At 68.7% G+C, this 19545-nt stretch carries 16 protein-coding genes; 11 read left to right on the plus strand and 5 right to left on the minus strand.

Annotation, left to right across the window (positions count from 1 at the left end; all coding sequences use genetic code 11):
• Nucleotides 1-210 precede the first annotated feature (210 nt).
• The 4 genes from nth to GLP40_RS05565 are packed head-to-tail and all read left to right on the plus strand — an operon-like array spanning nt 211 to nt 3536.
• A complete protein-coding gene (nth, locus tag GLP40_RS05550) occupies nt 211-918 on the plus strand; it encodes an endonuclease III (protein ID WP_328289774.1) in 708 nt (235 codons plus the stop codon).
• Nucleotides 915-1577, plus strand: a complete 663-nt coding sequence (locus tag GLP40_RS05555) for a TlpA family protein disulfide reductase (protein WP_328289723.1) — start codon at nt 915-917, stop codon at nt 1575-1577. Before nth ends, GLP40_RS05555 begins: the two co-directional genes overlap by 4 nt.
• Before the next feature lie 40 nt (nt 1578-1617).
• Nucleotides 1618-2346: an NUDIX hydrolase gene (locus GLP40_RS05560; protein WP_154786694.1), complete on the plus strand. Its 729-nt coding sequence runs from the start codon at nt 1618-1620 to the stop codon at nt 2344-2346.
• A complete protein-coding gene (locus tag GLP40_RS05565) occupies nt 2343-3536 on the plus strand; it encodes a MarP family serine protease (protein ID WP_154786695.1) in 1194 nt (397 codons plus the stop codon). Before GLP40_RS05560 ends, GLP40_RS05565 begins: the two co-directional genes overlap by 4 nt.
• A 62-nt stretch (nt 3537-3598) precedes the next feature.
• On the opposite strand, the gene GLP40_RS05570 is transcribed toward GLP40_RS05565, so the two are convergent.
• The 4 genes from GLP40_RS05570 to acs form a co-directional block, all read right to left on the minus strand.
• Nucleotides 3599-4549, minus strand: a complete 951-nt coding sequence (locus tag GLP40_RS05570) for an alpha/beta fold hydrolase (RefSeq protein WP_328289724.1) — start codon at nt 4547-4549, stop codon at nt 3599-3601.
• Nucleotides 4550-4572: 23 nt separating this feature from the next.
• Entirely contained in the window at nt 4573-5088 is a 516-nt protein-coding gene (locus GLP40_RS05575) for a phage holin family protein (RefSeq protein ID WP_154786696.1), read from the minus strand.
• A 41-nt stretch (nt 5089-5129) separates the two neighbouring features.
• Nucleotides 5130-6356: a Na+/H+ antiporter NhaA gene (gene nhaA / locus GLP40_RS05580; RefSeq protein WP_328289725.1), complete on the minus strand. Its 1227-nt coding sequence runs from the start codon at nt 6354-6356 to the stop codon at nt 5130-5132.
• A 262-nt stretch (nt 6357-6618) separates the two neighbouring features.
• A complete protein-coding gene (gene acs / locus GLP40_RS05585) occupies nt 6619-8565 on the minus strand; it encodes an acetate--CoA ligase (RefSeq protein ID WP_154786697.1) in 1947 nt (648 codons plus the stop codon).
• A 359-nt stretch (nt 8566-8924) separates the two neighbouring features.
• On the opposite strand from acs, the gene GLP40_RS05590 reads away from it, so the two are divergent.
• The 5 genes from GLP40_RS05590 to GLP40_RS05610 are packed head-to-tail and all read left to right on the plus strand — an operon-like array spanning nt 8925 to nt 14806.
• Nucleotides 8925-10436, plus strand: a complete 1512-nt coding sequence (locus GLP40_RS05590; protein WP_154786883.1) for a peptide ABC transporter substrate-binding protein — start codon at nt 8925-8927, stop codon at nt 10434-10436.
• A gap of 4 nt (nt 10437-10440) precedes the next feature.
• Nucleotides 10441-11367 carry an ABC transporter permease gene (locus tag GLP40_RS05595; protein WP_328289727.1) on the plus strand — a complete coding sequence of 309 codons (927 nt, stop codon included), beginning with the start codon at nt 10441-10443 and terminating at the stop codon, nt 11365-11367.
• 12 nt (nt 11368-11379) lie between these two features.
• The gene (locus tag GLP40_RS05600) at nt 11380-12339 is read left to right on the plus strand and encodes an ABC transporter permease (RefSeq protein WP_154786698.1); all 960 of its coding nucleotides are present in this window, start codon (nt 11380-11382) and stop codon (nt 12337-12339) included.
• Nucleotides 12336-14048, plus strand: a complete 1713-nt coding sequence (locus GLP40_RS05605) for a dipeptide ABC transporter ATP-binding protein (protein ID WP_154786699.1) — start codon at nt 12336-12338, stop codon at nt 14046-14048. Before GLP40_RS05600 ends, GLP40_RS05605 begins: the two co-directional genes overlap by 4 nt.
• An 11-nt stretch (nt 14049-14059) precedes the next feature.
• Nucleotides 14060-14806, plus strand: coding sequence for a Fic family protein (locus GLP40_RS05610; RefSeq protein WP_328289728.1), 747 nt, complete (start codon nt 14060-14062; stop codon nt 14804-14806).
• A gap of 468 nt (nt 14807-15274) precedes the next feature.
• Here the strand turns inward: GLP40_RS05610 and GLP40_RS05615 are convergent, their stop codons facing one another.
• Nucleotides 15275-16084, minus strand: a complete 810-nt coding sequence (locus GLP40_RS05615; RefSeq protein WP_154786700.1) for an HAD-IB family hydrolase — start codon at nt 16082-16084, stop codon at nt 15275-15277.
• 406 nt (nt 16085-16490) lie between these two features.
• Between GLP40_RS05615 and ssd the strand changes: the two genes are divergently transcribed.
• The gene (gene ssd / locus GLP40_RS33585; RefSeq protein ID WP_230329249.1) at nt 16491-17840 is read left to right on the plus strand and encodes a septum site-determining protein Ssd; all 1350 of its coding nucleotides are present in this window, start codon (nt 16491-16493) and stop codon (nt 17838-17840) included.
• A gap of 171 nt (nt 17841-18011) precedes the next feature.
• Complete coding sequence (locus GLP40_RS05625; protein WP_154786701.1) at nt 18012-19205, plus strand: TadA family conjugal transfer-associated ATPase; 1194 nt, start codon at nt 18012-18014, stop codon at nt 19203-19205.
• Nucleotides 19206-19545 lie beyond the last annotated feature (340 nt).

Below are 19545 nucleotides of genomic sequence, written 5' to 3' on the forward strand. Positions count from 1 at the left end.
AACACGGCGGGTACTCGGCCCGGTTGTGGGACAGGGGTGGTTCCGTAAGGTGGACGCGTGCGTGTCTTTGAATCCAACGCGGCCGTGAGCGGGGCAGACCCGGATAATTCGGACGTCTCGGCGGCTTCCGGCGGGTCACCGGTCGATGTCTCGGATGCGCCACGCTTTTCGCGTCCGGCCAAAGCGCGCAAGCGCGACAAAGAGACTCGGATCGGCCTGGTCCGCCGGGCCCGGCGCATGTACCGGGAAATGACCATCGAGTTCCCCGACGCGCACTGTGAGCTGGATTTCACCACACCCCTCGAATTGGCTGTCGCCACAATTCTTTCCGCGCAGTGCACCGATACGCGCGTGAACCAGACCACACCGGCGATGTTCGCGAAGTACCGCGGCGCACGTGATTACGCGCAGGCCGATCGCGCCGAGCTCGAGGAGTACATCCGGCCGACCGGCTTCTACCGCAACAAGGCCAATTCCCTCATCCGGTTGGGCCAGGAACTCGTGGAGCGCTTCGACGGCGAGCTCCCGGGCTCTCTCGACCAACTCGTCACTCTGCCCGGCATCGGGCGCAAGACCGCGAATGTCATCCTCGGCGATGCCTTCGGCGTTCCGGGCATCACCGTCGACACCCATTTCAGTCGGCTGGTGCGGCGCTGGGGCTGGACCACGGAGTCCGATCCGGTCAAGATCGAGCACGCCGTCGGCGAGCTGATCGAGCGACGGGACTGGACCATGCTCTCGCACCGGGTGATCTTCCACGGCCGCCGTGTGTGCCATTCCCGCAAGCCCGCCTGCGGCGCCTGCCTGCTGGCCAATGACTGCCCGTCCTTCGGCACGGGACCGACCGATCCGACCGAGGCCGCCAAGCTGGTCAAGGGCCCGGAGGCAGATCATCTGCTCGAACTGGTGGGCCTGTGAGCGCCGAGTCGGCGCGGGGCAACACCAGGTGGCGGTGGGCGCTGGCGGCGGTGATCGTCGCTATTGCGGCGGCGGTCGCGCTGTGGCCGCAGTTCACCCGCTCCGACGACAAGAGCGCAGCCTCCGGCTCGACCACATCCGCGGGGCCGGTCGAACCGGCTGTCGCCGAGTCGGATCGGGCCGCGGCCGCGCTGGCGGCCTGCCCCCGGCCCACCGGTGCGCCCGTCGGGGACAGCCCGCTGCGCGGCATCGCGCTGAATTGCCTGGCCGACGGCAAGCCCGTGGATCTGGTTTCGGCGCTGGCCGGGAAGCCCGCCCTGCTCAACCTGTGGGCGTACTGGTGTGGCCCGTGCGCCGAGGAACTGCCGCTGCTGCAACAGTTCTCGCAGCAGGCGGGCAGCGCGCTCACGGTGCTGGCCGTGCACAGTGATGCCGGCACCGCCAAGGCGCTGTCTCGGCTGACCGGGCTCGGCATCCATCTGTCCGGGGTCGAGGATCCGAATACCAAGGTCCGCACGGCGGTCGGCGCGCCGGCCGTGCTGCCGATCTCGGTGCTGTTGCGTGCCGACGGCACCGTTGCGAAAGTCGTGGTACGCCCCTTCACCAGCGTCGAGGACATTTCCGCCACGGTCGCGGCCGAATTAGGAGTCAGGGCGTGAAAGCGGCGGGTCGGTTGAGCTTTTCGGCAAGGGTGTGGTGATGAGACTCGAGGCGTCCAGCAATGGAGTTCCGCAGTGGCTGCGCGGTGTGGCCGAGCACGATCCGGCCGATCCCGCCGGCGTGAACCCGGTGCTGCGGCGCAATGCCATGCGCCGCTTCGTCGCCGCCGCGACCCGGCCCCGGGACGCGGCCGTCCTCGTGCTGTTCGGCGGCTCCCCGGAGCCCGATTCGAGTGCGCCGGGCGGGCTTCCGGCCGATGCCGATGTGCTGCTCACCCAGCGCGCCGCCACCCTGCGACAGCACAGCGGTCAGGTGGCGTTCCCGGGTGGCGGCGTGGAGCCGCAGGACGACGGTCCGATCAGCACCGCCCTGCGCGAGGCGCGCGAGGAGACCGGGCTCGACCCCGCGGGCGTGGAGCCGATCGCGGTGTTGCCCAAGATCTTCGTGCCGCCGTCGCGGTTCGATGTGACGCCGGTGGTCGCCTATTGGCGCGACCCCGGCGAGGTGGGGGTGGTGAGCGAGACGGAGGCGGCCCGTGTGACGCGGGTGCCGCTGGCCGACCTCATCGATCCGGCCAACCGTTTCGTGGTGCGACATCCGCTGGGCTATATGGGCCCGGCGTTCGCCGTGGACGGAATGCTGGTGTGGGGGTTCACCGCCGGGGTGCTCGCCGGGCTGCTGGCCGTGTCCGGGTGGGAACACGAATGGGACCATCACGATGTACGTGATCTGCAGGCCTCACTGGCCGCGGTAGGGATGACATTATGAGCGCCTCGGGCTGGCTCGACCTCGGAATCATCATTCTGGCGCTGCTGGCCGCCACCTCCGGGTGGCGGCAGGGCGCGGTCGCTTCGGCGCTGGCCTTCCTAGGCGTCATCCTCGGCGCGGTCGCGGGCATCCTGATCGCGCCGCACATCCTCAAGCACGTCGGCGAGGGACGCACCCGGGTGCTGGTGGGCGTGCTGCTCATCGTTGCGCTGGTGATCGTCGGCGAGGTCGCGGGCATGGTGCTCGGGCGGGCCGCGCGAGGCGGCATGCGGGATCCGTTCACCCGCAGTGTGGACAGCGTGGTCGGCGCGGGCCTGCAGGCGGTGGCGGTGCTGGCCACCGCGTGGCTGCTGGCGTTGCCACTGACCAATTCCTCGCAGCCCGGAATCGCGGCCGCGGTCACCAACTCCCAGGTGCTGCGCAATGTCGACCATGTCGCGCCGGACTGGCTGCGGCGGGTGCCGACCGACTTCTCCAACCTGCTCAACACCTCCGGGCTGCCGGACGTCATCGGCCCGTTCGGGCATGTTCCGATCACCGCCGTGGAACCGCCCGATCCCAGCGTGCTGCAGCTGCCGGTCGCCCAGCAGCTGCAGAGCAGCGTGCTGCGCATCCGCGGTATCGCGCCGAGTTGCCAACGGCAGCTGGAGGGCTCGGGCTTCGTGGTCGCGCCGGAGCGGATCATGACCAATGCCCACGTGGTGGCGGGCACCAACAGCGTGAGCGTGGATACCGCGCGTGGCCCGCTGAGCGCCACCGTGGTGCTGTTCGACTCGTCCAAGGATGTGGCGATCCTCGCGGTGCCGGGCCTGAACGCCCAGCCGCTCGAACTGGCCCCGTCCGACGCCTCGTCGGGGGAGAGCTCCATCGTGCTCGGCTATCCGGGCGGCGGGCGCTACACCGCCAGCGCGGCACGCGTGCGCGAGACCTTGAACCTCAAGGGCCCCAACATCTACCGCGATGCCGACGTCAAGCGCGAGGTGTACACCATTCGCGGTCAAGTCCGGGCCGGCAACTCCGGCGGCCCGCTGGTGGACACCGACGGCCGGATCCTGGGCGTGGTCTTCGGTGCGGCCGTCACCGACGACGACACCGGATATGTGCTCACCCTCGACGAGGTCCGCCCCGAACTGAATTCGGCGGCAGGCCGGTCGACGGTGGTCGGCACCGGCAACTGCGTGCTGAGCTGAGCGGAATGGAAAGCGGCCCCGGCGACCATGATTCGCCGGGGCGGTTTCTCGTTCGAGCGTCATCAGCCCAGTAGTTTGGCGATCTCCGCCGTCACCGGCTCCGGATTCTCCTGGTGCGCATAGTGACCCGCGCCCGGGATGGCCACCACCCGGCGCTGCGGCGAGAGCTGCTGACCGCGGCGAATGGTGGCCGGCAGGATGTAGTGGTCCTGGTCGCCGTACAGGGCCAGCGTGGGCACCCGCACCGGCTCGCTCATGGCGGACATGAAACGCCGGCCGTCGGGCCGCCACTGGCTACGGAAGGCCCAGCGCTGGTATTCCAGCGCACAGTGCGCCGCGCCGGGAATCCGGATGGCGGTGCGCATGCGGCGGGCGGTGTCGGTGAATTCCTCGGTGGCCGACCAGCGTTCGCCCGCCCGGGCCCGCAGCAGCAGTTCGATCTCGATGCCGTCGTCGCGAGTGAGCCGGGCCTCCGGCGCCCGCGGCACCTGATAACGCAGGAAGTTCGGCAGCCAGGCCGAGCGCTGCCGCTTGTCGCGCAGCACCGTTCGCTTCAGGGTCACCGGATGCGGGGAGCTGATCAGGGCGATGGATCGCACCACGCGCGGATGCAGCACCGCGGTCGCCCAGCACACCAGTCCGCCCTCGGCGTGCCCGACCAGGGTCGCCTCGGCGTGACCCAGCGCGCGGATCAGACCCGCGACATCGCCGGCGAGGGTCCAGCCGTCGTAGCCGCGGGGCGGCTTGTCGGTATCGCCGTAGCCGCGCAGGTCCACCGCCACGGTGCGGAAGCCGCGCGCGGACAGCCCGGTCAACTGGTGGCGCCACGACCACCAGAAGTCGCCGAAGCCGTGCAGCAGCACCACCAGCGGCGTGCTCGGATCCGCGTGGGCCGTCCCGGCGGGCACGGCCTCGACCACGTGGAAACGAATGCCGTTGGCGTGCACGTCCCGATGGGTCCACGGCCCGTCATAGCGGACTGCGGACGGATCCGGATGCGAATTCGACGACACGCCGATGGAGCGTAATCGAAGGTCTAGGTCCGGGGCTTGCCGAGTTCGACCGTGACCTCCACGGTCTGCTCGTCGGAGTGGCTGAATCCGCTGGACAACAGGGTCGACGTCTCCTTCAGCGACTCGATGGTCTTCTCCGGTGCGCGCAGCTTGCGCACCTTCAGATAGCCCAGCAGTGCGAAGGCCGCCACCGCCGCGATCATCAGCAGGAACACCACCAGGAACGCGGCCCAGCGGTACAGCCAGATGTCGAGCAGCTCGGCGAGGAAGAAGAAAAAGAAGAAGGAGCTGAACAGCAGGATGGTCAGCGCCAGGATGAAGAAGACGCTGCCCTGCAGGCCCTTCTTGATCTCACCGGTCACCTCGGCCTTGGCGAGCTCCACCTCGGCGCGCACCAGGGTCGACATCTGCTCGGTCGCGTCGCGGACCAAGGTGCCGAAGGTGGCCGACTGATGGGCGTCGACATCGGACAACGGAATCGAAGTGACGGTGCGGGTGCGGTTCCCGTCGTAGCCGTTACCGCCCTGTGTGAAGCTCAATTGCTCGACCCTTCTCCATGTCCCGGTAGTACTGTCCGGTGTCACTCTTGACTTTGCAGTGCCCGCTCGTCACGTCGTGCCTGGTGAGCACGGCCACGACGCAACAGTAGCGCCGAACCCGCCAGGGAAGCCGCCAAAGACGTGAGCAACACCGCCGCTTTTGCGAGCTCTGCCGCGGATCCGTCGCCGACGTCTTCCAATGCCAGTTCTGCCACCAAGAGGCTAACGGTGAAGCCGATCGCACCCAGCACCGACAGCGCGAACATGTCTCGATAACCAAGATCACCGGGTCGTTCGGCGATGCCCAACCGCACGGCGAGCCAACTGGATCCGAAGATCCCGACGGTCTTGCCGACCAGTAGCCCCAGGATGATGGCCAGCGTCAGCCGGTCGGTGAACAGCTTCGACAGCACGCTCGCATCCAGCGGAACTCCCGAGGCGAACAGCGCGAACAGCGGCACGCAGACCCCGGCGGAGATGGGCTGGACAAGATGCTCGAGCCGGGTGGCGGGGACGCAGTGCTCGTCCTCGTCCTCGTCGGGACGCACGCGGGTCAGCAGTCCGCACGCCACACCGGCGAGGGTGGCGTGGATTCCGGCCTCGTGCAGGGCGTACCAGGAGACCAGGCCCAGCGGCACATAGATGAACGGGCTGCGGAACCGGAACTTCTGGGCGAGGGCCCAGCCCGCCAGGCACAGCACCGCGGTCAGCAGCCACAGCGCCTTCAGCGTGGTGGTGAACAGGACGGCGATGAGGATGATGGCGATCAGGTCGTCCACGACTGCCAGGCTGAGCAGGAACACCCGGGCGGTGGCCGGAATCCGTGACCCGGTCATGGCCAGCACCGCCAGCGCGAAGGCGATATCGGTGGCGACCGGGATGGCCCACCCGCGATCCATGCCCTCCACGCCCCATCCGACGGCCATGGCGATGAGCGCGGGCGTCACCACACCGCCCATCGCGGCCACGATGGGCAGGGCGGCGCGTTTGCGGTCCGCGAGCTCGCCGACCACCAGTTCCCGTTTGAGCTCCAGCCCGGCTACGAAGAAGAAGATGGCCAGCAGGCCGTCCTTGGTCCAGTCGGCCAGCGTGAGGTCCAGATGGAGGGCGGGAATGGCGAGCCTGGTGTCGACCATGGTCGTGTAGCTCGCGCCCCAGGGCGAGTTGACCCAGATGAGCGCTGTCGCGGCGGCGATGAGTAGCAGTGTGCCGCCGACGGTTTCGGTTCTCAGGTAGCGGGCAAGCTCTGATCGGACCCGAACGATCACGGTGCAGCCTTTCGGTCGTACGCTCGACGAGAAAGCGGCGTGCGACACCACTCCAGGGACCGACGGCGCAACCGCATGCCGACCAGACTTCCCGGCACACCTTTTGCGCAATTCTAACGGTTTGCCCGGAACTTCTTGACCCTCAACCCCGCCGCCATCCACTCCATGGGCCGACCGGATCCCCCGCATGAGCACGGCCCCCGCGACCATCTGGTCACGGGGGCCGCCCATTTCCTCGCGAACCGCCCTGGGCGGCGCGCCGCTACGCCTTATCGGCCCGGATGGCCTCGAAGACGTTGGGGTCCACCAGGGTTGAGGTGTCGCCCAGTTCGCGGCCCTCGGCCACATCGCGCAGCAGGCGGCGCATGATCTTGCCCGAGCGCGTCTTGGGCAGCTCCGGCACCACGTGGATCTCGCGCGGGCGGGCGATGGGGGAGATTTCGCGGGAGACCTCGGCCTTGAGTTCGGCGATCAGGTCGTCGCCGGTGTTCTCGGCCTCGGCGGTCAGGATCACGAAGGCCACGATGCCCTGACCGGTGGTCTCGTCGGAGGCGCCGACGACCGCCGCCTCCGCGACACCGGAGTGACCCACCAGTGCGGATTCCACCTCGGCCGTCGAGATGCGGTGGCCGGACACGTTCATCACGTCGTCGACGCGACCGAGCACCCACAGGTCCCCGTCGGTGTCGAGCTTGGCCCCGTCGCCCGCGAAATACCAGCCCTTCTCGGCATAGCGCGACCAGTAGGTGTCCCGATAGCGCTCGTCGTCGCCCCAGATGCCGCGCAGCATGGACGGCCACGGCTCGTTGAGCACCAGGTACCCATTGGCCTCGGTCTCGCCCAGCTGGACCGGATTGCCTTCCTCGTCGACGACTGTCGCCGAGATGCCCGGCAGCGGCGTCATGGCCGCGCCCGGCTTGGCCGCGGTGACGCCCGGCAGCGGTGAGATCATGATGGCGCCGGTCTCGGTCTGCCACCAGGTGTCCACGATGGGAGTTCGGTTGCCGCCCACCACATCCCGGTACCAGCGCCAGGCCTCCGGGTTGATCGGCTCGCCGACCGAGCCCAGCAGCCGCAGGCTGGACAGGTCGTGCGACTCCGGAATCTCGCGGCCCCACTTCATGAAGGTGCGGACCAGCGTCGGCGCCGTGTAATAGATGGTGACGCCGTACTTTTCGATGATCTGCCAGTGCCGGTGCTCGTCCGGGAAGTTCGGGGTGCCCTCGTAGACGACCTCGGTGGCGCCGTTGGCCAGCGGGCCGTACACGATGTAGCTGTGTCCGGTGACCCAGCCGATGTCGGCGGTGCACCAGTACACGTCGTGACCGGGCTTGTGGTCGAAGACGTGGTGGTGGGTGTAGGCGGCCTGGGTCAGGTAGCCGCCGGAGGTGTGGAGGATGCCCTTGGGCTTTCCGGTGGTGCCGGAGGTGTAGAGGATGAACAGCGGATGCTCGGCGTCGAAGGCCTGCGCCTCGTGCTCGGGGGAGGCGTTCGCGACGGTCTCGTGCCACCACAGGTCGCGGCCGGAGGTCATCGCGGTGTCGATGCCGGTGCGACGCACCACGAGCACGTGCTCGACGGTCGAATCGCCCTCGGCGAGGGCCTCGTCGACGGCGGCCTTGAGCGGGGCCGCGTTGCCGCGCCGCCACTGGCCGTCGGTGGTGATGACCAGTCTGGCCTCGGCGTCGTCGACCCGTTGACGCAGGGCGCTGGGAGAGAAGCCGGCGAAGACCACCGAGTGGGTCAGGCCCAGGCGGGCCGACGCCAGCATGGCCACGATGGCCTCGGGGACCATCGGCATGTAGATGGCGATCCGGTCGCCCGTGGTCAGGCCCAGATCGGTGAGGTAGTTGGCGGCACGCGACACTTCGGCCAGCAGCTCGGCGTAGGTGATGTCACGGGAATCACCGGGCTCGCCCTCCCAGTGGATGGCGACCTGGTCGCCGCGCCCGTCGAGGACATGGCGGTCCACACAGTTGTAGGCGACGTTCAGCTTGCCGTCGGCGAACCACTTGGCGAAGGGCGCGTCGGTCCAGTCCAGGACCTGAGTGAAGGGCTGATGCCAGTGCAGGCGCTGGGCCTGCTCGGCCCAGAACCCGTCGCGGTCCGCGGCGGCCCGATCGTAGAGAGACGCTTCGGCATTGGCGGCTGCTGCGAATTCGGGGCTCGGCGGATACGCATCCAGGTGGTCGGCGGTGGTATCGGTCATCTCGTCTCTTCTCTCGCGTTCGGTCGCGGGGTGACCGCGGCCACGTTCGACACTAATCGACTGTGACCTGCGTCGTGCCCGGCAGTCCAGATCCGTCCCGTTCGGCGGATCGTGAGCACGCTCACGATGGGGAGTTCGCGGATTTTCGCCCGTTGGCGCACTCCCCAGGACAGCGCGGGTTTCGGCCGCTAGGGTCGGCAGCTAAATTTCCAGGCCGCTCGTGACGGAGTCGTGAACGAATCGGGGCACAGGTGGACCATCGGATATCGGCTCGGCGGGCGGCGGCCACGCTGATCGCCGTGCTCGCACTGCTCGCCGCCGCGTTGACCGGCTGCGCCGTCGCGCCTGTCTACGGGGACATGGTCGCGGTCAACGGGACCGAGCCACAGAATCCGCTGGTTCCGTCCAACACCAACGAGAACGGCGGCGGGCGCATCGTGGATCGGCTGTTCGCGGGGCTGCGATACATCGACGCCAAGGGCGCTCTGCACGATGAGGTCGCGCAGTCCATCGAGACCACCGACCAGCAGCACTACCGGATCACCCTGAAGCCCGGGTGGACGTTCAGCGACGGATCGGCGGTCACCGCACACTCTTTCGTGGACGCATGGAACTTCGGAGCGCTCGTCACCAACAAACAGCTGCAGAGCTACACCTACCAGCCCATCGTCGGCTTCGATGACGTGCAGGCGGATCCGCCACGGGCACAGGCCATGTCTGGGCTGACGGTGATCGACGACCTCACCTTCACCGTCGATCTGACCGCACCCACCATCGACTTCCGCACCAGACTGGCGTACGCGCCCTTCTATCCGCTGCCCGCCGTCGCCTTCAAGGATATGAAGGCGTTCGGTGAACACCCGATCGGCAACGGCCCGTATCGATTCGCCGACGGCAATGCCTGGCAGCACGACGTTCAGCTGACCGTGGTGCCGAACGAGAGCTACCGGGGTGGGCGGCCGGCCCGTAACAAGGGCCTGATCTTCGTCTTCTATTCCAACTTCGATTCCGCGTACTCGGATCTGCTGGCCGGCAATCTGGACGTGTTGGACACCGTTCCCGACAGTGCCATTCGCGTCTTCGAGAAGGACCTCGGCGACCGCGCCATCCAAGCGCCCTCCGCGCAGAACCAGTGGATCGGCTTCCAGGCCAACATGCCCCATTTCAGCGGTGAGGAGGGCCGGTTGCGGCGGCAGGCCATCTCCATGGCCATCGACCGGGCGCGGATCGGCCAGAAGATCTTCCACGGCACCAGGATTCCGTCGCGCGACTTCACCTCGCGGACCCTTCCCGGGTACGACGGCAACCTGCCGGGGGCGCAGGTGCTCGACTACAACCCCGAGCAGGCCCGCCGCCTATGGGCGCAAGCCAACGAGATCGCGCCCTGGAGCGGGCGTTTCGAGATCGCCTACAACGCCGACGGCGGACATCAGGCGTGGATCGACGCGGTGGCCAACAGCGTGCGCAACACCCTCGGCATCGATGCGGTCGGCGCCGCCTATCCGACCTTCAAGCAGCTGCGCGACCAGGTGGTGCACCGCACCGTCGGCAAGGCGTTCCGATTCGGCTGGCAGGGCGACTATCCCACCATGCTGCAGTTTCTGGAACCCAGCTTCCTGTCCGGCTCCGAAACCAACGACGTCGATTTCCACAATGCCGAATTCGACCGGCTCATCGCCGCCGCCGAGGCCGCACCCGGTGAGCAGGAATCCTGGCGGATAGTCGGGCAGGCGCAGACGGTGCTGCTGCGCGAATTGCCCGCCATCCCGGTGTTCGATTACATCAACTCCGCCGGATACTCCCGGCGCGTCCACAATGTCGTCCAGACCTGGAACGGGTTGGCCGACTTCGAGAACATCGAACTGAGGTGAGACCGTGGCCTGGTACATAGCGCGGCGGCTGCTGCAGATGATTCCGGTGTTCTTCGGCGCGACCCTGCTCATCTACTTCCTGATCTGGAAGGTGACCGGCGGATCCGTCACCGCCCTGGCCGGACAGCGCACGCTCACACCGGCTTTGGAGGCGCAACTGAAGGCCCAGTACGGGCTCGACAAACCGTTCTGGTGGCAATATCTGCACTATCTGAAGGGCATCCTCACGCTGGATTTGGGCACCTCGTACTCCGGCCGACCGGTGAAAGACGTCTTGGCGCACGCCTTTCCGATCACCTTCAGGCTGGCACTGCTGGCCGTGGCCTTCGAGGCGATCTTCGGGATCGCGTTCGGTGTCTTCGCGGGACTGCGCAAGGGCGGTTGGTTCGATTCCACCATGCTGGTGGTCAGCCTCATCCTGATCGCCATGCCCATCTTCGTGATCGGATTCCTGGCGCAGTTCCTGTTCGGCGTGAAATGGCAGCTGGCCCCGGTCACCGTCGGCTCGGACGTGAGCATCCCGCGGCTGATCCTGCCCGCTCTCGTGCTCGCCTCGCTGTCCTTCGCCTACGTACTGCGCCTGACCCGGAACTCGGTGGTGGAGAACAGAGATGCCGATTACGTACGCACCGCCACCGCCAAGGGCCTGCCCCGGCGGCGGGTCGTGGTCGTGCATATCCTGCGCAACTCGCTGGTCCCCGTGGTGACCTTCGTCGGGGCGGACCTCGGCGCGCTCATGGGCGGCGCCATCGTCACCGAGGGGATCTTCAATATCCCGGGCGTGGGCGGCACCCTCTACCAGGCGGTGGTGCGCGGGGAAGCGCCGACGGTGGTGTCCTTCGTGACCGCGCTCATCGTGATCTTCCTGCTCTCCAACCTCATCGTCGACCTGCTCTACGCCGTGCTCGACCCACGGATCCGCTATGCGTGAACGGGAGCCCTGATGTCCGAAACCGATGTGCCGCAGCGATTGCCGCGCCCCGGCCAAGAACGCTGGGTGGCGCCTGCCGACCAGGTCGAGGTGGTGGCGACCGACCGGGTGGACGTGCACGGCACACCCGGCGGGTTCTGGGGATCGGCCTGGCTGGAACTTCGCCGCAAGCCGCTATTCCTGGTCTCGGTGGCGCTGATCGCGCTGGTGCTACTGGTGGCGGCCTTCCCGGGCCTGTTCACCGGACAGGATCCGCGCTACTGCCTCGTGGAACACAGTCTCGCGGCGCCCGAACGCGACCACTGGTTCGGCTTCGACCTGCAGGGGTGCGACATCTACGCGCGCACCATCTACGGTGCGCGCGCCTCGGTGCTCACCGGCATCGGGGCCACCACCCTGTTCGTGCTGATCGGCGGCACGCTCGGAGCGTTGGCGGGATACTATGGCGGGCTCCTGGATTCGGTGATCTCGCGAATCGCCGAGATCGTGTACGCGATTCCGCTCATGCTGGCCGCGATCGTCATCATGCAGCTGGCCCAGCACCGCACCATCTGGGTGGTCATCGCGATCCTCGCCGCCTTCACCTGGCCGCAGGTGGTGCGCATCGCGCGCGGTTCGGTCCTCGCCGCCAAGAACAGCGACTACGTCACGGCCGCCACCGCACTGGGAATGTCCCGCTTCCGCATCCTGGTGCGGCACGTCATCCCCAATGCGCTCGGGCCGGTGATCGTGGTGACGACCATCTGGCTGGGCGTATTCATCGTCACCGAGGCCACCCTGTCCTTCCTCGGCGTCGGGTTGCCGCCCACCGAAGTCTCCTGGGGCGCGGACATCGCCGCCGGGCAGCGGCAGCTGCGGGCCGGGTCGCTCATCCTCTTCTACCCCGCGACGGCGCTGGCACTGACCGTGCTCGGCTTCATCATGCTCGGTGACGCCCTGCGCGACGCGCTCGATCCGAAGGGACGACGATGACCGAGCCGCTGCTCGAAATCAGGGACCTCCGAGTCGCTTTCGGTGCGGGCGAACGTCGCGTGGACGCGGTGCGCGGGGTCGATCTGACCGTGTACCCGGGTCAGACCGTCGCTCTCGTGGGAGAGTCCGGTTCCGGTAAGTCCACGACGGCCCACGCGGTGATCGGGCTGCTACCGCGCGGCGGGCAGATCGCCGCGGGCAGCATTCGGTTCGACGGCCGCGAGCTGGCCCACGCCTCGCCCTCGGAATTTGTCGCGGTGCGCGGCAATGGCATCGGGTTCGTGCCGCAGGACCCCATGACCAATCTCGACCCCGTGTGGAAGATCGGATTCCAGATCCGGGAGACCCTCGCCGCCAATGGAATAGCGCGGGGACGAGCCGCACGCCGACGGGCGGTGGAACTACTCGCAGAAGCGGGCATCCCGGACGCGGTGAGCCGCATCGGCCAATACCCGCATGAATTCTCGGGCGGCATGAAGCAGCGCACGCTCATCGCCATCGGCCTGTCCGCCCGGCCCAAGCTGCTCATCGCCGATGAACCCACCTCGGCGCTGGACGTGACCGTGCAACGGCAGATCCTCGACCACATCGACGGCCTGACCCGTGAGCTCGGCACGGCCGTCCTGCTCATCACCCACGATCTGGGATTGGCCGCCGAACGGGCCGAGCACCTGGTGGTCATGTATCGCGGACGGGTGGTGGAATCCGGGCCGGCGCCGGAGATCCTGCGCGATCCCCGGCACGAGTACACCAGGCGCCTCGTCGACGCCGCGCCCTCGATCGCCGCGCGGCGAGTGTCGGCCGGCCGCAAGCGCGTCGGCATCCGGCAGCTGGCGGTCGAGGTGGCGGACACCGAGACCGGCGGCGAGCTGCCGGACGACATTCTGGTCCTCGACCGGCTCACCAGGCGTTACCGTCTGCGTGGATCGATGCCGTGGCGGCACACCGAACTCGCTGCCGCCGAAGATGTTTCATTTCGGGTACGACGCGGCACCACCACCGCCGTGGTCGGTGAATCCGGCTCCGGCAAGACCACCGTCGCCAATCTGGTGCTCGGATTGGACACGCCCACTTCGGGTTCGGTCACCTTCGACGGCAGCAATGTCGTCGAACTGGCCAAGCGTGAGCCCCTGGCTTTCCGTCGCCGTGTCCAGCCGATCTTTCAAAACCCTTACGGCTCCTTGGATCCCACCTATTCCATCCATCGAAGCATCGCCGAACCATTGCGTGTGCACGGCGTGGGCGCCCGCGCCGAGCGGGACCGGCGGGTGCATGACCTGCTCGAACTGGTGGCACTGCCCTCCGGCGTGGCGGGCCGCTATCCCAGCGAGCTCTCCGGCGGCCAGCGTCAGCGCGTCGCCATCGCCCGCGCCCTGGCTCTCGAGCCGGAGCTGGTGGTCTGCGACGAGGCGGTCTCCGCCCTGGATGTGCTGGTGCAGGCCCAGATCCTGCAGCTGCTCAACCAGCTCCAGGCCGAACTCGGCCTCACCTACCTGTTCATCACCCACGATCTGGCCGTGGTCCGACAGATCGCCGATGACGTAGTGGTCATGCAACAGGGCAAGGTGGTCGAGGCCGCCTCCACCACCGAGGTATTCGGCAACCCGCAATCGGAGTACACCCGCCGGCTCCTCGACGCCATCCCCGGTCCCGACCCCTCGCGGTATGACAGCCCGGGCGTCGGCGGGCTCTCCGATACCCGGCAGTAGCCTCGTACCTTGTGACCGACCCGCTGCAGCCCCTCGTCGACCTGCCCGGCGTACGCGACGCCGCCGACAAGGCCCGTGACGCCCTCGCCGAGGTGCATCGCCACCGAGCGAACCGCCGCGGCTGGCCCACCACCGCCGCCGAGGCCGCCGTCCGCGCGGCCCGCTCCTCCGCCGCCATCGAGGGCGGCACCATCGACCTCCCCGCCGACGGTCGCGTCGAGGATCCCATCCTCGCGGGCTCCCTCCGCGTCGGCCAGGCCCTCGACGCCGAGGCCCTCACCAACCTGGTCGGCGTCTGGCAGCGCGCGCCTCTGCAGGCCCTCGCCCGTCTCCACCTGCTCGCCGCCGCCGACATGGTCGACGACCAGCAGCAACTCGGTCGTCCCCGCGATGTCCCCGGCGTCGCCGAGCGCTTGGACCTCCTGGTCCAAACCATCACCAGCACAAAGGCCCCCGCCCCGGTGATCGCGGCTATCGTCCACGGCGAACTGCTGTCCCTGCGCCCCTTCGGCACCGCCGACGGCATCGTCGCCCGCGCAGCCTCCCGCCTGGTCACCGTGTCCAGCGGCCTGGACCCCCACAGCCTCGGCGTCCCCGAAGTCTTCTGGCTCCGCCGCCGCCAGGCCTACCTCGACGCCGCCGCCGCCTACGGCACGGGCACCGCGGAGGGCGTCGGCGGCTGGGTGATCTTCACCTGCGGCGCCCTCGAAGATGGCGCGCGCGAAGCCCGCTCGATCGCGGACGCCGCTTCGGGGTAAATACCGCTGACGGCGAAATGCATTGTGCACCAGGTATTTCCGGGAAGCCCCCCACGCATCAGAGCGGGCGGCGTTGTCGCTGATATGCGACCTCACCGCCCGCTAGCACGGACCACCCGGTTACCAAGCGTGCTTTCAGGGTTGTGCTTCTTCGGCCTCGGCGAGCTCTCCAGGATCCGGTGGTTCATCCCCGCGTGGATGCGAGGCCCTCGCCGTCGATATCCCGGATAACGCAGGCCCACAACCACTCGTGCTCTTGTCGCGGCGTGCTCCGCGTGGGTGCCTGGTGTCCGTGCTGGGAAGGGTGGGATGGGAGGTCGGATCTTCTCTTCCGATCCGATCTTGGCCGTCCGTCCTTCCGTGCATCCATTGTTACCCCGTGACCGCGGTCACATCAAGGCCTGAGAATTCTTTCAAATACTCGGCGTGTCGGACTGTTTGCGTCCGGGCGTTTCCGGTTGCCCCGCGTCAGCGGCGGCGGCGCAGCAGCCGATAGGTGAGCGCTCCGGCCACCAGCGCACCGAGTCCGACCGCGGCGGTCGCGGCCACCGTGGTGGTGGTCGGGGCCGGGATTCGCGCCCACAGCGATACCGGATTGGAGAAGGCGAGGATGGGCCAGCCGCGCGCGGTGGCCTCGCGCCGCAGGCCCCGATCCGGGTTCACCGCCGTGGGGTGGCCGACCGCCTCGAGCATCGGCAGATCGGTGATCGAGTCGGAGTAGGCGTAGCAGCGCGAGAGGTCGTAATCGTAATGCGCCGCAAGCTTTTCGATGGCCTCCACCTTGCCCGGGCCATAGCAGTAGAACTCGACTTCGCCCGCGTACCTGCCGTTTTCGATGACCATGCGCGTGGCGGCGAAGTGATCGGCGCCCAGCGCCGCGGCGATCGGGGCGACCATCTCCTCGCCGGAGGCGGAGACGATGACTACGTCGTGCCCTCGAATCCGGTGGTCCGCAATGAGATCCGCGGCCTCGGCGTAGATGAGCGGGTCCACGATATCGTGCAGGGTCTCGGCGACGATCGAGCGCACCTGGTTCACATCCCACCCCGCGCACATCTTGGTGAGATGCTCGCGCATGCGCTCCATTTGATCGTGATCGGCGCCGGAGAGCAGGAACAGGAAGTGCGCGTAACTGCTCTCCAGTACGGCCCGCCGGCTGAGCAGGCCCTGATCCAGGAACGGCTTGCTGAACACGAAGGCACTCGACCTGGCGATCACCGTCTTGTCGAGATCGAAGAAGGCGGCGACTCGTCCGCGTTCGGCTGTCACGGGTTCCAGGATATGGTTCCGCGCCGTGCGGTGGGCGGCATGGCCACGCCGAGCGGGTGGCGAGGATCACTGTGGCGGCGATGACGGGTCGTTGCGGCGACGAGATTTGCCGGGGTTAGCCAGCGGGAAGCCGAGCCGTCCGGGCGGGAAAAAGACTCGCCGGGCGGACTTGCAATCCGGCCGGGGCTTGGGTGTAGTATCGCATTTACCTGGACATGGTCCAGGCGCGTTCAGCCCGACCCCCCGGGGCTGAACCCGACGGCCCCAGCCTCCTCCCCCCCGGCTGGGGCCGTCCTCTATTTACGGGACAGTCCGGAATCCGTTCCCGCCCGCATGTTCTGCACAGGCCGCGTGTTATCCACACTCGCCGTGGAGGCGCTTTCGCCGCCTCGCCAATCGGGCGACGCTGACCTGCATGAACTCCGATGTCGCCACCCCACCCGCCCTGTCGCTGATCGCCGATTCCCGCCTGCGCGATGAGATCCGCCGCATCGCCGCCGCGGCGGACCGCCCGCTCGATGAGCGCGTGCCGCCCCCGGGCCGGCACGCCTGGACCGCCGCTTCCGTGATCATTCTCGATACTGCGGCCGCGCATGGCTGCGCCGACGCCGGCCACCCCCGCCGCCCAGGGATTCTCCTGGTGACCGACGGCGACCCGGGTTTGCTCGACTGGCAGGCCGCGACCGCGGCCGGCGCCGAACAGGTCCTGCCCCTGCCGGACGCGGCCGACGCATTGATAGCCGCCTTCGCCGCCCACGACGGCCGCCGCCCCGGCGACGGCGCGGTCCTCGCGGTGGCCGGCGCGGGCGCGGGCTCCGGAGCCTCCGTCCTCGCCGCGGCCGTAGCCCTCACGGCCGCAGGCCGTTTCCGCGACCGCACCCTGCTCGTCGATTGCGCCCCCTACGGCGGCGGGCTCGACCTCCTCCTCGGCTTGGAGAAAACCCCGGGCCTGCGCTGGCCCGATCTCACCATCGAGCACGGCCGCGTCTCCGCCGCTGCCCTGCACGAGGCTCTGCCGTCCACCGCGGGTCTGGCCGTCCTCTCCTGCGGAAGGGGCGTCCCGGCAACGGAACTCGATCCGACGGCGATGTCGGGCGTCTGGGCCGCCGACGGCCGTGGACGCCGAAGCGATTCTGTCGCAACGGAACTCGGTACCGTCCCGTGCCTGGTCGATCGCGGTAGGGTCGGGACCGCCCTCGAATCGGGCGGCGCGGAGGGAATGACCGGGACATTCGCCGCGCTAGCGCCCGCGGCCGTCCGCGCGGTCATCGAGGGTGGTCGTGCCGCCGGAGATCTGGTCGTCGCGGACCTGTCGAGCGACCATGGTCCCCATACGGACCAGGTCCTCGACAGTGCGGATCTGGTGGTGCTGGTGACCCAGGCTCGATTGCGCTCGATAGCCGCCGCGGAATCCGCTGCCGTCTACCTCGCCGCCCGGAATCCGAACGTGCGCCTGGTCGTCCGTGGCCCCGCGCCGGGAGGTCTGTCCTCCACCGAGATCGCTGGGGCACTCAGGCTCCCACTCCTGACCGCCGTGCCCTCCCAGCCGGGTCTCACCGAGCGCCTCGAACGCGGCGGCCTCACCGTCCGTCGTCGGGGCCCACTCCGCACCGCTGCCGAAACCGCTCTGACCACGCTGTTTTCTGACAATCCGCGCCGGATCCGTGCGGCAGGGGGACCGGGTCCATCGTGGTGGCGGATCGCCCGCGCACACGGTCCCACCTGTGGCGCTCCATTGCCGGAATCCGCCGGAGCACCGCAATGACGGTCGAACAGTGCCGCGCGGGCTGGACGGGTGGTCTCGTTCGGCATCTGGGCCGATGGGCAGGGTTCGCGTCGGTGCGATTGCGGAGCGCGTCCGGTGCGGCCGGGCGGGTCGAATATCGCCGCATCGGGCGGGCATCCCGGTGGCCGGCCGTGGGCGTCGAGGTCCGCGATGAGTGAGCTGGTGACGGCCGAGCTGCTGGAGCGGGTGCGGGAGCGGCTGGCGGAGGGGGCGGCGGATCCGGATCCGGCACGGGTGGCGGCGGCCATTCGGGCGGAGGCCGGTGGGGTGCTCGCGGATACGGATCTGTTGCGCGCCTTGCGATTGCTGCAGACCGAGATGACCGGAGCGGGAGTATTGGAGCCGCTCCTTCACGATCCTGAGGTGGCCGATGTGCTGGTCACCGCGCCGGATTCGGTATGGGTGGATCGTGGGCGCGGGCTGCGGCGCACCCCGGTGCGGTTTGCGGATGAGGGCGCGGTGCGACGGCTGGCGCAGCGGTTGGCGTTGGCGGCTGGGCGTCGGCTGGATGACGCGCAGCCGTGGGTGGATGGCCGGCTGGCGGGAACCGAAGCGGCGCTGGGGGATTCCTTCGGGGTGCGGTTGCACGCCGTGCTGTCGCCGATCGCGCATGGCGGGACGTGCCTGTCACTGCGGGTCCTGCGCCCCGCGACTCAGGGCTTGGACGCGCTGGCCGCGGCGGGTGCGGTGCCCCCCGACGCGAAGCTCCTGCTGGAGCGCATCATTCGCGCCCGGCTCGCATTTCTGGTGGTGGGCGGCACGGGCGCGGGCAAGACGACGCTCCTGTCGGGTCTGCTGGCCAAGGTGGCTCCGACCGAGCGGATCATCTGCGTGGAGGACGCCGCGGAACTCGCGCCGCCGCATCCACATGTGGTCCGGCTGGTCGCCCGGCCCGCCAATGTCGAAGGCGCGGGCCAGGTCACCGTCCGTGATCTCGTACGCCAGGCGTTGCGGATGCGCCCGGATCGCATTGTCGTGGGGGAGGTCCGGGGCGCGGAGGTCGTGGATCTGCTCACGGCCCTCAATACCGGCCACGACGGTGGCGCGGGGACCGTGCATGCCAACTCGCCCGGCGAGGTTCCGGCCCGCTTGGAGGCGCTCGCGGCGCTGGGCGGCATGCCCGCGGCCGCTCTGCACAGCCAGTTGGCCGCCGCGATCCAGGTGATCCTCCATGTCCACCGCCAGCCCGACGGCCGCCGCACCCTCCGTGAAATCGGCATGGTCACCCCGATCGGCGGCAGGGTGCGGATCACTCCCGCCTGGACCGCCGATGGGCGGCCCGCATCGGGCGCTTCGACCCTCATGAAACTCCTCGACGAAAGGACTCCCGACGATGCCGGCTAATGACGAGTGCCCAGGATCGTGCGGTTGCCCACGGCCGCAAATGAATCCGCAGCCCCGTCCCGCGAAGCGCCGTTCGGGCACGAGCGCTGATCGACTGTGCGGTAACCCTTTCGGTCCGCGAGGTTCACGCCTGCCGGGTTTGCGGCTGGCGCGGCCCGCTGATTGCTGCCGGACACGCAAGTCCGATGCTCGTGGTGCCGAGAATGATTCGGCGCCAATGCGGCTGGAGGATGACTGATGGGCCCTGGCATCGGTGCGTCTGCGCCTGCGCTGGCCTGTCTCGCACTCGCCCTTCTGGTGGTGCCGCCGCCGATCGCGCGTAGGCGAATGGCTCGGATGT

The organism is Nocardia aurantiaca (assembly GCF_009708175.1).
GTDB lineage: Bacteria > Actinomycetota > Actinomycetes > Mycobacteriales > Mycobacteriaceae > Nocardia > Nocardia aurantiaca.